This is a genomic window from Lysinibacillus sp. CTST325 (genome assembly GCF_054665055.1).
In genome coordinates this window covers 290,363-302,833 of record NZ_BAAFHO010000001.1, presented here as the reverse complement: position 1 = coordinate 302,833, position 12,471 = coordinate 290,363, and the positions used below count along the sequence as shown (strand labels likewise).

Sequence of the window (12,471 nt, the reverse complement as noted above, 5' to 3'; positions counted from 1 at the left end):
GTTCTTTATAATGATTATAAGACGATTTTTCAAAAAATAAATGACTATAAAAAAGAACATGAATGGCTTCTTTAAAAAGACTCCTTCATGTTCTCCGCATAGTGATTACAATTTTACATGTAATATCAATTTGAAGATATTTATTCTCCATAATAATTATTCAGTGCTACTTCTAAACGTTCTTCTAAGTGCTTCGAAATATAACTCAACACAAATTGCTCCTTTTCCATCTCAATTTGAGAGGAACGAAAAGTTTTTCTGAAAAAGCCTGCCTTATTTTCCATCGCAAATTGCTGTAATGCTTCTGTCCGTAATGTCGACACAATTTCATTTTCGATATGACGCTCACGCATTTTTTGAACAATATCCTTTACGCTACGCTCTTGCAGTTCGGAAATTTGTTTTTGTAGATTTTCATTTTCTTGTTTAAGTTCAGCTGTTTCTTTTTGAATCTCTTCTACTCGAAGCTCCGATTCCGAGGGTACTAATTGAATGTTTTGGGCGAGAAAGTCTTGATTGATCGTTACTTGAATGGATCCATGTTCTTCGTTTGGAAGAATATTAAAAAGTCCTGTTTGTATCATTTGCTGTAGAACATTTCCAAGAATATCAACTTTATTCGCTAAATCATCAGTGCCCATAGTTGTCGCAGTTATTTGATGTTTGAAGAGTTGACTGTTGTCATCAATCCCTAGTAAAAGTTTTAAGCCTCTGACGCGGTGTTCATCTTTTAGCAGTAAAATCATGCGAAGTCTTAAGATGGCAGGAAGGGTCAAACGAATATTGGTGTTTGGGCTATACGAAGCATTATCAAAAATATACTGTTCAAATGGTTTAATGTAATAGCGAAGCATCGCATCCGTTATTTCAAACCAGCTAGCGACTTCTGATGTAGAATAATAATTTGTTTTTTCAATATGCGCTAAATAGTCGTCATTATAAAGTATTTCTTCCAAAGGTGTATTTTTTATTACGACAAACAATGGGTCATGTTGCACAATTCCGAGTACCATTTCTTTTGCATCAGTTAGTTTAAGCATCCTTTCACACCCCACTTTATTTTTCCGAATAACTCTATATAGGTTTCTATTCTACTGGAAGCAAATGTATGACTATTTTATGTAGGAAATAATCATTAGAACCAATTACCTGAATACCTTTTCTGACTCTTAAGGGAAATTTAAGTCGTATAAAGTGGGAGAGATGTTGAAGTATGTGGTACTTATTTAACGTGTACTCCAATTTGTACCTCAATCCTGCTCAAAAGAACGTTCTAAAATGTAATTAGGAAAATGTTTTGGCAATAGGCTTAATAGGTTTCTATGGCCAATTTTCGTTTTTTTCTGAATAATTAGATGACTACCTGAAAGAGCAAGCGATTTATTTTAGGTATAGTAAATCTACTTTTACTTATGTATATTTATAAAGGAGGGATTTTAATAATGAAAAAATTACTTATATTACCACTGACGTTGCTACTAGGTTTTTTGTTAGTGGCGTGTAGCCAAGATAAAGAAAGTGATAGTGGTAAGAAAACTGATAATGCTGAAAAAACAGCAGAAGAAACATCTAAAGACGAGTCATTAAAAGTTGATAAAGGACTTTTAAACGTTGAAGTTACTATACCAGCTTCCTTTTATGAAGGTCAGGATATTGATAAAGCGATTACTGAAGCAAAAAAAGAAGGAATTAAGGAAGCCATCAAAAATGACGACGGCTCTGTGACATACAAAATGTCTAAATCAGTACATAATAAAATGATGAAAGAGCTAGAAAAAAGTGTTTTAGAAACGGTAGAAGAGATTAAAACTAGTGATGATTTTACTTCTATTAAAGACGTAACTTATAACAAGTCTTTTTCGGAGTTTACGCTTACTGTAAATAAAGAAGAGTTTGAAAGTAGTTTTGATGCTATGTCATCAATGGGACTTGCTATAGTGGGTATGTATTATCAACTTTTCGGCGGAACGGATCCTGAGAAGTTTAAAGTTACAGTAATTTTTAAAGATGAATCAAATGGAGAGGTAATTAACAAAGTTGTTTATCCAGATGATTTAAATGACAGTAAATAAGTTGGAGAACACCTAATTTGGGTGTTCTTTTTTGTTGTATTTTTGGCCATTTCCTAAGTAGACAGGTATAATACTTTGTAGAGAAATTAATAGATTATGCTGAAAAAAACTATCTAAAAAGATAGTTTTTTTAAAAAGCACCCAATATATCAATGCATTTTAATTTGAGCCTTCAAATCCAGATCACTCATTTTAAAATATACAGAGAACCTATTTGATAAAGATTTTTTTAACTCTTCACCACGTTCCTCGTCCAATGGTTTAGCATAAACCATAATCACGCCAATATTATTGTTTCCATCACCCAATGGATTAATCACTAAATCTTCATTAAAAATTATAGCATTACTCATAGCTGCAAAATTTAAAACAGTATTTTGTAACATTCTCTTTTCTCTTTGATTCAATTCTACAGTATCAATTATTTCAATTGTGACATATTGCATATTTAACACCTCTAAATTACTATAAAAATAGGATAATATCCATCATTTTTATTTATTTACCATATTTGTTTTTGTGTAGATTATTACTAGAAGTTGTGGATGACATTTGTTAAAACGTATTCTATTTGGAGTGTAGACTAGGTGACTCCTTGAGGATTAGCGATAGAGGAACGAAGGCTAAAACCATCACGTCCTGTGATAACGCCTTCGTGACCAACTTCGTGTTGGCCCGAGACCCTGCAGCGAAGCGGCTCATCGGACGCCCTAGGAAAGCATTAGTATCATTGGTGCTTCATTTATTAATCCTGTAGTCTCTGAAAATAAAGAAGACAAGGATACAAAGACATAATCATAGTTATCCCATTATAAATACAGCTAAATAATGTAAACTCTTAAGAAAAATTTAAGAAATCTCCCCGCAATTCTTTAAGAAATGCACTTTATAGTAAAAGCATCTAATAATTACTAATGATCGGGGAGAGAAAAATTATGCAATTTATCACGTTCCTTACTGAATTTATAAAACATCCAAAAACGATAGGTGCGATTTCACCTAGTTCAAAAAAATTAGCAAAAAAAATGGTCGAAACAATTTGTTTTAAAAATGCCCAATGCATTGTTGAACTAGGTCCGGGTACTGGTTCATTTACGAAAGAATTAATAAAAAGAAAAGAGAAGTCAACAAAGTTAATTCTTATTGAAAATAATGAGATTTTTTATGAAAAGCTACGTGAACAATTTGAACATGAGCCGAGTATAATCGTAATATATGGATCAGCTGAGGATTTATGTGAATATATGTCAGCGTTAAATATCGAAAAAATTGACTATGTCGTATCTGGGTTACCTTTTACATCTTTGGATCCTGTCGTTTCCTCACGTATTTTACGGAATGTAAAGGAGTGCTTAGAAGACGGAAAATTTATTACATTCCAATATTCACTTGTTAGGAAATCCTTTATTCAAAACTATTTTGAGGATATTACACATGAAAAAGTATGGATTAATCTTCCACCTGCCTATGTGCTGAGCTGCAAACTTGGAAATGTGAGGGCTGTTTAATGGGATTACATGATCTTTTATCATATATTGAGCAATATGGTTATTTTGCTTTATTTTTCAGCTTATGGTTAGGAATTGTGGGTATGCCCCTTCCTGATGAGATGATCGTTATGAGCGGCGGTTTTATGTCTTCGTTAGAAAAAATGAGTGTGTTAAAAGCTTTTGTAATAACTTATCTTGGCGCGGTTTCAGGACTTTCCTTAGGATTTATTCTTGGTAAAGTGTTTGGTCATAAAATACTTGATAAATTGGTGAAAAAGAACAAGGCTAAATATTTATTAAAGTCAAAAGAATTAATAGATAGATATGGTCATTTTGCATTAGTTATAAGCTATTTCATACCAATTGTGAGACATATACTTCCATACTTAGTAGGTATGAACAACATGTCGTTTAAAAAATACGCATTGTATTACTACACAGCAGGCTTTGTTTGGACATTGATTTACTTTTCACTTGGTTTGTTCTTTGGGAAACATATCGAACATATTTCCATACTAGCAACAAAATACGGTATATATTTTGGCGTTTTCGTCGGTATTGTAGGGTGTTTATATTATTTTTATAGACGAAAATTAAAGACGGTATTGTAGGATGTTTTTATTATTGTATATACGAAAAATTAAAAAATAGTTAAAATTAGGAACTGTATTGTGTGCAAAGAGGGTATTTAGAATGGAGATTAGACGCCCCATGAAAGCGCCAAGTCGGAGCGGAAATCAAATCCAAGTTATGGTGCTGATTCTGATTAACAATATATTTTGAAATTGGTGGGATTAGATGAGTAAAGAAACAATACTTATAGTTGATGATGAAAAAGAGATTAGAAATCTTATTGCTATTTATTTAAAAAATGAAGGCTATGATGTTCTAGAAGCAAGTGATGGAGAGGAAGGCCTAACTCTTTTAAAGAAGCATCAAGTACATTTAATTGTCCTAGATATTATGATGCCGAACGTGGATGGCATTGAAATGTGTATGAAGGTAAGGGAAATAGCCGAGATGCCAATTATCATGCTGTCTGCAAAGTCTCAGGATATGGATAAAATCGTTGGATTATCATTAGGGGCAGATGACTATGTAACAAAGCCATTTAATCCATTAGAGCTAATAGCACGCATAAAATCTCAGCTTCGTAGATATATCAAAATGAATCGATTAGATAGGATGAACGAAAATGAGATAGAAATTGGTGATATGCGAATCAATACAGACACGCATGAAGTAATCGTCAACAATGAAAAAGTGAAGCTTACGCCAAGGGAGTTTTCAATTCTTGAATTATTTGCAAGAAATCAAGGGATTGTAATGAGCGCTGAGCAAATTTATGAAAAGGTTTGGAAGGAAGAGGCTATTCAGTCTGAAAATACGGTAATGGTACATATACGAAAAATTCGAGAAAGAATTGAAACAAATCCAAGAAATCCTCAATATATTAAAACAGTATGGGGAGTAGGTTATAAAATTGAGAAAGATCATTAAGCCATTTAAATACATACTAAACAAGCTTAAATTGCTCATTATAAATGCCTTTACAAAAGTACGGCAAAGTATCAGAATACAACTTTTGACAACTTTTATTCTTTGTGCATTTTTAGGTTTACTTGGAGCAAAAGCCGCTCTTTCATTTGCTTTGAACATCAACCAAACAGCTAAGATTGATTATAGTCAAGGGATGCAGGAAATAAATAATCAAGCGAAGAGTGCCGCAGATTTAGCCAGCAATGATAATAGTTTAGAAGCAATACAGCAAATGATTGAATCAGAAAATTTAAAACTTGAAATGAAACAAAGTGCGTTAAAAGTAATCGTTACCGATGAGAACGGAAAGGTTTTATACAAAACAAAGCAAGTGGAAGAGGAACAAATCAATTTGCATAATAAGATTAGGAATGTAATGGATTTTGCGATAAACCATCCACTCTATAATTACGAGATACCGGCAATCAATCAATCCCCGGAAGAATTTATTGCCTTTTATCCATTAACTTTAGAAGAAAAAAACTTATATTTCTTTGTCAGTGGTATTCCTGAGGGGATGGTTATCGCGAGTTCGAATGAGGGCCTTATCCCATTATTTAGTGCAATTATTGTATTTACTTTTTCATTCTTCTATATAACGAAACGAAAAATGAATCAAATTGAGGTGTTGGCGGAGGGAGTCATGGAAATCGCTAAAGGAAATTTAGCCTATCGCATTAAGAAAAAAGGCCAGGATGAGATTGCTGTATTAACAGACAATGTAAATCATATGGCTGAAGCAATTATGACAAGTATTGAAATGGAACGAAAAATTGAAAAACAAAAAAATGAATTAATCACCAATGTATCACATGACTTACGGACTCCTCTTACCTCAATTATGGGCTATTTACGGTTGTTAAGAGATGAGAGGTACGACACGAAGGAGCAATCGGATGAGTATGTAAAGATTGCTTTCTCCAAATCCGAACAATTAAAAAACTTAATTGATGATTTATTTGAATATACGAAGCTAACGAATGAAAGCATAGTCCTTGGGCAACAAGAGGTATGTATCAATGAACTTCTTGAACAATTAATTGAGGAGTTGATTCCGCAAGCGGAGGAAAACCGTCGTACATTCTATAAAAATTTCTCACAGGAGCGGATCTTTGCCACAGTAGATTCTGAAAAAATTGTCAGGGTTTTTGATAATTTATTAATGAATGCAATTAAATATAGTACAGGTGATGGCGAGATTTTTGTTTCTCTTGAAAGAAAAGAAGGGAATGTTCAAATTTGTGTTGCTAATGAAAGTGATGAATTTACATCCGATGAGCTAAAGAACTTATTTGATCGTTTTTATAAAAAAGATCAATCCAGAACAAGTGTAGCGGAAGGTTCCGGACTTGGACTTGCTATTGCTAAAAGCATTGTAGAACTACATGGTGGTAACATTGACGCAAAGTATACGGACGGTATGCTACAGTTTATCATCGAGCTACCTGTTACAGTTTAACTTCTTTTAGCGGATTCCGGACGCAATTATTTAAAGGCAAAATTGATAAAAATAGTAAGGTAGCATTAGTGCAATGCTACCTTTTTTCATGGGTGAATTAGTTGCTCAATAGTGAGAATATGATTGGCATTAGAGTGGGGGAGACTCTTTTGTAAGTGCGTTAAAATTTTTTTGTCCTTAATAATAATTTGAATTTCTGTATAGCTATATTGTTTTTGGACTTCTTGAACATATTCTGTAATTTTCAATAAATGAAGTGGGTCTTTCATTTCTATTTCTACAAAAAAGGGCAGTGTTAATTGATGTAAACTTAAGCAACCGCGACGAATCCAAATCGCTTCATTGACGTAATAACGGATAGGTAATTGACGATTACTTGCGATAAATAAGTCCATTTATTTCTCCTTTTCTATATCTTTGATGTTAAAAGTGGTGGATAGAACCCTCGAAAAGATGGATAGAACCGCTCCAAATGTGGATAGACCCCTCAAAAAGATGGATAGCCCTCTTTAAACCGAAGGGTAGGCGTATGCATCAATCGTCTCTAGAAAATATTTTAGCGCAGGTGATTGTACTTCGTCATTGCGATAAATAAACCAAGTCGGGATTTGAGCCTGCTTTGTTGCTAGTATGTGCAGCGACAGTGATTGAGTATCCATATATTTTTGAGCGATTGCACGTGGCAGTAATGTTACACCTAGCCCAGCAGCAACGCAGCCAATGATTCCGTCGAGGGTGCCAAATTCCATACGCTTTTGTGGTTGCACACCGTCTTCACGCAACCAATGCTCCCAAATAGCTCTATATGAGCAGCCATGAGGAAAAGTAATAAATGTGCTGTCCTCTAAATCTCGCTGGCTATCAATTCGTTTATGCTTGCTAGATGTGATGACAACAAGTTCCTCACAAACAAATTCCTTCGCAAGGATATTTTCTTTATAAACGGGTCCATTTACAAACGCACCATCCAATTCATAGTTTTCTAGCCGTTCAATATTTTGTTGGGATGGACTTGTCAATATAGAGATATCCACCTGATCATGTGCTTTATGAAAAGTCGTTAACAAGGTAGGTAAGTGTAGTGCCGCAGTCGTTTCCATTGAACCGATACGTAAATGTCCTCTATTTTCCTCTGTATCCTGAAGTATTTCAAAGGATTTTTCATAGAGATGTAGCATTTTTAATACAATCTCAAAAAATAGCTCCCCCTTTGCAGTCAAGCTTATGCCTCGATGTCCCCGATAAAAAAAAGTTGTATTATACATGTTCTCGAGATTTTGTATTTTCATAGAGATGTTGGATTGGGTGTAATTAAGTTCTGCAGCCGCCTTGGAGAAGCTACCTGATTGCACGACTGTCCGAAAAATTAAGAGATCATTCATATTCATAAGTTCCCTCCAGCCATCAGTTTATTTGATATCTATTATAACGAATTCGTGCTATTTGTAATATCTGAACTTTCGTTATAGTGAGAGGGAGGGGAGAGGGAAATATGCACAAGCAAACAGTTCAATATTTAGTAGGAGGCATTTTTACATTAATCATTGCCATGGCCATTGGTCGTTTTTCCTATACGGTTATCTTGCCGTATATGCAAGATACTTTTACCTTTAGTCGTGCCACCGCAGGTTTTCTAGCAACGAGTAATTATTTAGGATACTTAGTAGGGGCATTGGTGGCTGGTCGCTTACAAATAGGGGATAAGCGTTTTCCCTTTTTACAAATATCACTCATTATTAGCATTTTGACAACGGCTATGATGGGCTTTACAGATGCTATTATCGCATGGTATGTACTTCGTTTTATTTCAGGGGTTATGAGTGCATTTGTTTTTGTAGTTGCTGCAAGCCTTGTACTCGACAAGTTAGCTGGGAATGGCAAATCACATTTATCAGGGCTTTTTTATAGTGGGGTAGGCACAGGGATTGCTCTAAGTGCGATTATTGTATCGCCCATTCATGCAATGTTTGATTGGGATGGAACGTGGATTGCTTTGGCGTTATTTAGTGTCATATTACTTGTATTCGTCGTATTTTTCATTAAGCCAGTTACTCAACATACACAACAGAAATCAAGTCAGATAGTAGCAATGCGAAAATTTCCACCTACGACATGGATGAAGTGGCTAATTTTAGCTTATAGCTTAGAGGGTCTTGGCTACATTGTCACGGGGACATTTATCGTATCAATAGCAGAAGAGTCAACAGGCTTTCATGGTGATGCAGCTTTTGTATGGTTTGTTGTTGGGATTGCCGCAATCCCATCTTGCATTGTTTGGTCTAAACTTGCACAGCGACATGGCTATGTGAGGACATTATTGATTTCTATGCTATTGCAAGGGCTAGGCATTGTTTTACCAGCATTTGCGACAAATACGATGACACTCTACACTAGTGCTTTTATTTTTGGAGCAACCTTTATGGGAATTACAACTGTGGCCACAACATTAGCAAGACAAATATTGCCGGTGAACAGTCATCAAATATTAGGTTATCTAACAGCTGGTTATGCTTTGGGACAGATGTTAGGTCCTTCCCTTGCAGGAACATTAGCCAATTATACAAACAGTTATCAGTATGCATTGTTTGGCGCAACCGCTGTTGTAGTAGTTGGAGCTTTATGTCTAATTAGTGGATTAAAATATGAAAAGGAGAAAGTCGGTGAGCTGGATCTCATAAGTGAATAATAAGGAAGCTTAATAACGGTCATCTAGTAAATTAAATACAGTGATGGCGTTCATTGCAGTACCATTTGCGATGCTAGGTGGCGCCTATTGGCCGTTAGAAATCGTTTCTTCTAAAGTAATTTTAGCTCTATCTTATATTTCACCAATCACATATGGTTTAGAGATTTTAAAAGGTGTGACGATTAATGCTAGTTCTTATGTAGAGTTATTACAACCTTTAAGCCTACTATTATTTATGACAGTCGTATTTATGGGCATTGGCATTAGTGTCATGGAGAAGAAAAGCTAAAATTTAGCTAACTCCTCTTACAAAAAGTTAGCTATCTTCCCTATTAGACCTGTTTAAGTCCGCTGAACCCATCTTAATGTATCTTCAACTGTAAATTTAGTCATAAAAAATACTGCACCTACAACTGCTAGATATCTAACAATTGAGGTGCAGTTTGTGAACGACTTACTTTCTTACCTTTTATTTAGTGGATATCACGTTTTTTGAAGTTACCACCACGTACCTCTGATACATCAGAAATAACTACAAAGGCACTTTCATCGATATCTTTAATAATCGACACAAGTTTATTTTCTTCCATACGGTTAATGACACAGTTTAATATATCAGTGGGTTCATTAGAGAAACCTCCACGCCCTTTTGTATATGTAACACCACGTCCTAAACGAGCTTGAATCGCATCACCAATTTCTTCTGACTTTGCACTGACAACACGAACATCTTTTGATTTTTCTAAACCTGTTTGAATAATATCGATCACGTTTTTCGCAATATAGTACGTTAAAACTGAGTATAATGCGCTCTCTAAGCCAAAAATAAAGCTTGCTCCTAAGAAAATAAAGGCATTTATAAATAATATAATATCCCCGACTGAAAACGGAATCTTACGTGATAGTAACACGGCTAAAATCTCGGAGCCATCTAAAGCGCCACCATTACGTAAGACAATCCCAATCCCAACACCAAGTAATATACCACCAGATAAAACAATTAATAGTGGATCATTTGGACCTAAAATTGTTTTAACATCATGCATAAGTACTGTGGAAATAGATAGAGCTGCTATCCCAGCACTACTCATCAATGCAAAAGTTTTACCAATTTGTTTGTAGCCAATAAAAATAAACGGAATGTTTAATACAAAGAGGAGCGCACCTAACGGAATATCAAAGAGGTGTGCTCCCATAATACTAATACCCGTCACGCCACCATCAATGACATCGTTCGGTATTAATACCGCTTCTAGTCCATATGCTGCGATGATGGCGCCAATTATAATCATGATAAATTTTCGTGTATTTTCAACTGTCTTTCTTCTTTTCATAAATCTTCTCCGTTTCTTTACGTAAAAATATTACTTAAGGTTTTGGAATAATATTTATAGCAATTGTTTTTGTCTCAGTCTCTTTGCTTGAGTCGGCCATATTATAGTATTTAATTATTAAATCGTTTAATTCAATTTCAAAATTCATAAATTGATTAGTCGTTAATGTCAAATCGATAAATGAAAAAGTTGCTAAATCTGCAAGTCTTTCTTCTTCATCAAGTAAATTTAAATAATTTTGATATTGAGATAGTAAAGCTAATTGATAGTTGGAAACATAATTTAATTTTTGCTTGATTGTTAGTTGTGTCCAATCCTCCTGACTAAGTTTTTCTGCTCCTTCATTTAATGCATAAAATTTTTCTGTAACAGAACGTACTTTTCGCTCTTTCACAATTTTTATGATGTTTTCATCCATTAAAATTTGGATGTGACGATACAAAGTAGCTTGAGGTACATCCTTGATGATAGAAATCATCTCCAAAGTGCTTAAGCCTTCTTCTTTATCGTGCATTAGAGCTTGTAAAATTTTCATTCTCACAGGGTGCATTAAAACCTCTGCTTTATTCCGCATAAAAACGATCCTCCTATCCAATGGAATCAAGGGAAGCACAATCAAATGTTATCAATATGAGAACATTATCAATAAATATACTATATATATTTTTTACAGATGTACAGTAGAAAGGTAATGAAATTTTTTACATCTTCTGTTATCATTATTGATAATGATAATGAATGGAGGTTTTAGAAATGAAATTACACTATGGTTTTGATGAGTTAAGCCAACTGGATTGGGCAAGCATACTTCCAATCATTTTGCCATTTTTATTCGTAGGATTTGTTCTAATCATTGTTGCTTTATTCGATCTATATCGGCACCGAGATACGCGAGAAAACATACTGATGTGGGCAATTATTATTTTGTTCTTTAATTCAATTGGTTCTGTTCTATACTTCATTATTGGTAGGAAGGATGTAAATAAACATGCGCTTAGAGATTAAAAATATTACAAAAAAGTTTAAACAAAAAACAGCCGTGAATGATTTTTCTATGGTCATTGATGTTAATGAGTGTGTCGGATTAATTGGACCGAATGGAGCAGGGAAATCCACGTTAATTCAAATCATTGCCGACATTCTGAATGCCGACAAAGGGGAAATTCTTCTTGATGGTCAAAAGATTTCATCTATGAAAAATCAAATTGGTTACTTACCTCAGTATCCTAATTTTTTCTCATGGATGACAGCATTTGAAACATTGTCCTTTATGGGAACACTTTCAGGCATAGCAAAAAATGAATTGCAGAAGGAAATCCCATTACTTTTAGAAAAGGTCGGCTTAGGAAAAGAAGCACATATTCATGTCGGGACATTTTCAGGTGGTATGAAGCAACGCCTTGGTATTGCACAAGCATTGTTGCATAAGCCAGCTTTAATGATTATGGATGAACCGGTTTCAGCGCTAGATCCAATAGGGAGAAGAGAAGTGTTAAATCTATTACAAGAGATAAAAAAAGAAACGACAGTTTTACTATCAACGCACATATTGAGCGATGCGGAGGAAATTTGTGAACGCTTTGTGATGATTAAAAATGGTCACAAAATAGAGGATGCTACAAAATCAGAGTTACTTAAGCGCCATCAAGAATCAGCTATCTTTTTAATGATTCGCAAGGTAGATTTTCAATGGTTAACAATGCTTGAACAATTATCTTATGTGCAGAAAATCGAAAGCTGTGGAAATGGCTTCAAAATTCACGTTGAAAATTTAGAAACAGATGCTAATCGATTAATACAGCACGGACTGGATTCAAAAGTGATGTTTACTAAATTTGAAGTGGGTATTCAAGACAATCTAGAAGAAATATTTTTAGAATTGGTGGTGTAA

General features: G+C 34.5%; 15 protein-coding genes. 9 read left to right on the top strand and 6 right to left on the bottom strand.

All coding sequences use genetic code 11. The features are described from left to right. Positions 1 to 140 precede the first annotated feature (140 nt). Positions 141 to 1,040, bottom strand: coding sequence for a coiled-coil domain-containing protein (locus ACYQ73_RS01545; protein ID WP_460010839.1), 900 nt, complete (start codon positions 1,038 to 1,040; stop codon positions 141 to 143). A gap of 402 nt (positions 1,041 to 1,442) precedes the next feature. Here ACYQ73_RS01545 and ACYQ73_RS01540 point away from each other — a divergent pair, with 402 nt between their 5' ends. Further along, positions 1,443 to 2,072 (top strand): hypothetical protein, encoded by a 630-nt coding sequence (locus ACYQ73_RS01540; RefSeq protein ID WP_460010838.1) that lies wholly within the window; start codon positions 1,443 to 1,445, stop codon positions 2,070 to 2,072. 149 nt (positions 2,073 to 2,221) lie between these two features. Here the strand turns inward: ACYQ73_RS01540 and ACYQ73_RS01535 are convergent, their stop codons facing one another. Next, complete coding sequence (locus ACYQ73_RS01535; protein ID WP_460010837.1) at positions 2,222 to 2,518, bottom strand: hypothetical protein; 297 nt, start codon at positions 2,516 to 2,518, stop codon at positions 2,222 to 2,224. Between the two features lie 489 nt (positions 2,519 to 3,007). On the opposite strand from ACYQ73_RS01535, the gene ACYQ73_RS01530 reads away from it, so the two are divergent. The 4 genes from ACYQ73_RS01530 to ACYQ73_RS01515 all read left to right on the top strand — a co-directional run bounded on the left by ACYQ73_RS01530 (position 3,008) and on the right by ACYQ73_RS01515 (position 6,560). Further along, on the top strand, positions 3,008 to 3,580 hold the full coding sequence (locus ACYQ73_RS01530) for a class I SAM-dependent methyltransferase (protein WP_460010836.1): 573 nt from the start codon (positions 3,008 to 3,010) through the stop codon (positions 3,578 to 3,580). Next, positions 3,580 to 4,173, top strand: coding sequence for a DedA family protein (locus tag ACYQ73_RS01525; RefSeq protein WP_460010835.1), 594 nt, complete (start codon positions 3,580 to 3,582; stop codon positions 4,171 to 4,173). The genes ACYQ73_RS01530 and ACYQ73_RS01525 overlap by 1 nt, the downstream gene beginning before the upstream one ends. A gap of 187 nt (positions 4,174 to 4,360) precedes the next feature. Further along, a complete protein-coding gene (locus ACYQ73_RS01520; protein ID WP_427425354.1) occupies positions 4,361 to 5,062 on the top strand; it encodes a response regulator transcription factor in 702 nt (233 codons plus the stop codon). After that, on the top strand, positions 5,046 to 6,560 hold the full coding sequence (locus ACYQ73_RS01515; RefSeq protein WP_460010834.1) for a sensor histidine kinase: 1,515 nt from the start codon (positions 5,046 to 5,048) through the stop codon (positions 6,558 to 6,560). The genes ACYQ73_RS01520 and ACYQ73_RS01515 overlap by 17 nt, the downstream gene beginning before the upstream one ends. Positions 6,561 to 6,646: 86 nt before the next feature. On the opposite strand, the gene ACYQ73_RS01510 is transcribed toward ACYQ73_RS01515, so the two are convergent. Further along, a complete protein-coding gene (locus ACYQ73_RS01510; RefSeq protein WP_460010833.1) occupies positions 6,647 to 6,955 on the bottom strand; it encodes a hypothetical protein in 309 nt (102 codons plus the stop codon). 114 nt (positions 6,956 to 7,069) lie between these two features. Then, positions 7,070 to 7,948, bottom strand: a complete 879-nt coding sequence (locus tag ACYQ73_RS01505) for a LysR family transcriptional regulator (protein WP_460010832.1) — start codon at positions 7,946 to 7,948, stop codon at positions 7,070 to 7,072. A 104-nt stretch (positions 7,949 to 8,052) separates the two neighbouring features. On the opposite strand from ACYQ73_RS01505, the gene ACYQ73_RS01500 reads away from it, so the two are divergent. After that, positions 8,053 to 9,246: a YbfB/YjiJ family MFS transporter gene (locus ACYQ73_RS01500; RefSeq protein WP_460010831.1), complete on the top strand. Its 1,194-nt coding sequence runs from the start codon at positions 8,053 to 8,055 to the stop codon at positions 9,244 to 9,246. Positions 9,247 to 9,289: 43 nt separating this feature from the next. Continuing rightward, complete coding sequence (locus tag ACYQ73_RS01495; protein ID WP_460011499.1) at positions 9,290 to 9,535, top strand: hypothetical protein; 246 nt, start codon at positions 9,290 to 9,292, stop codon at positions 9,533 to 9,535. Positions 9,536 to 9,719: 184 nt separating this feature from the next. On the opposite strand, the gene ACYQ73_RS01490 is transcribed toward ACYQ73_RS01495, so the two are convergent. Continuing rightward, positions 9,720 to 10,580 (bottom strand): YitT family protein, encoded by an 861-nt coding sequence (locus ACYQ73_RS01490; RefSeq protein WP_460010830.1) that lies wholly within the window; start codon positions 10,578 to 10,580, stop codon positions 9,720 to 9,722. Between the two features lie 34 nt (positions 10,581 to 10,614). Then, positions 10,615 to 11,154: a helix-turn-helix domain-containing protein gene (locus ACYQ73_RS01485; protein WP_460010829.1), complete on the bottom strand. Its 540-nt coding sequence runs from the start codon at positions 11,152 to 11,154 to the stop codon at positions 10,615 to 10,617. Positions 11,155 to 11,333: 179 nt separating this feature from the next. On the opposite strand from ACYQ73_RS01485, the gene ACYQ73_RS01480 reads away from it, so the two are divergent. Together ACYQ73_RS01480 and ACYQ73_RS01475 are read left to right on the top strand one after the other, a co-directional pair. Beyond that, positions 11,334 to 11,585: a PLD nuclease N-terminal domain-containing protein gene (locus tag ACYQ73_RS01480; RefSeq protein ID WP_460010828.1), complete on the top strand. Its 252-nt coding sequence runs from the start codon at positions 11,334 to 11,336 to the stop codon at positions 11,583 to 11,585. Continuing rightward, on the top strand, positions 11,569 to 12,471 hold the full coding sequence (locus ACYQ73_RS01475) for an ABC transporter ATP-binding protein (protein ID WP_460010827.1): 903 nt from the start codon (positions 11,569 to 11,571) through the stop codon (positions 12,469 to 12,471). The genes ACYQ73_RS01480 and ACYQ73_RS01475 overlap by 17 nt, the downstream gene beginning before the upstream one ends.

Coding starts and splice junctions, on each gene's coding strand:
- ACYQ73_RS01545 (WP_460010839.1), bottom strand. CDS start 1,040: ATGCTTAAACTAACTGATGCAAAAGAAATGGTACTCGGAATTGTGCAA.
- ACYQ73_RS01540 (WP_460010838.1), top strand. CDS start 1,443: ATGAAAAAATTACTTATATTACCACTGACGTTGCTACTAGGTTTTTTG.
- ACYQ73_RS01535 (WP_460010837.1), bottom strand. CDS start 2,518: ATGCAATATGTCACAATTGAAATAATTGATACTGTAGAATTGAATCAA.
- ACYQ73_RS01530 (WP_460010836.1), top strand. CDS start 3,008: ATGCAATTTATCACGTTCCTTACTGAATTTATAAAACATCCAAAAACG.
- ACYQ73_RS01525 (WP_460010835.1), top strand. CDS start 3,580: ATGGGATTACATGATCTTTTATCATATATTGAGCAATATGGTTATTTT.
- ACYQ73_RS01520 (WP_427425354.1), top strand. CDS start 4,361: ATGAGTAAAGAAACAATACTTATAGTTGATGATGAAAAAGAGATTAGA.
- ACYQ73_RS01510 (WP_460010833.1), bottom strand. CDS start 6,955: ATGGACTTATTTATCGCAAGTAATCGTCAATTACCTATCCGTTATTAC.
- ACYQ73_RS01505 (WP_460010832.1), bottom strand. CDS start 7,948: ATGAATATGAATGATCTCTTAATTTTTCGGACAGTCGTGCAATCAGGT.
- ACYQ73_RS01500 (WP_460010831.1), top strand. CDS start 8,053: ATGCACAAGCAAACAGTTCAATATTTAGTAGGAGGCATTTTTACATTA.
- ACYQ73_RS01495 (WP_460011499.1), top strand. CDS start 9,290: ATGGCGTTCATTGCAGTACCATTTGCGATGCTAGGTGGCGCCTATTGG.
- ACYQ73_RS01490 (WP_460010830.1), bottom strand. CDS start 10,580: ATGAAAAGAAGAAAGACAGTTGAAAATACACGAAAATTTATCATGATT.
- ACYQ73_RS01485 (WP_460010829.1), bottom strand. CDS start 11,154: ATGCGGAATAAAGCAGAGGTTTTAATGCACCCTGTGAGAATGAAAATT.
- ACYQ73_RS01480 (WP_460010828.1), top strand. CDS start 11,334: ATGAAATTACACTATGGTTTTGATGAGTTAAGCCAACTGGATTGGGCA.
- ACYQ73_RS01475 (WP_460010827.1), top strand. CDS start 11,569: ATGCGCTTAGAGATTAAAAATATTACAAAAAAGTTTAAACAAAAAACA.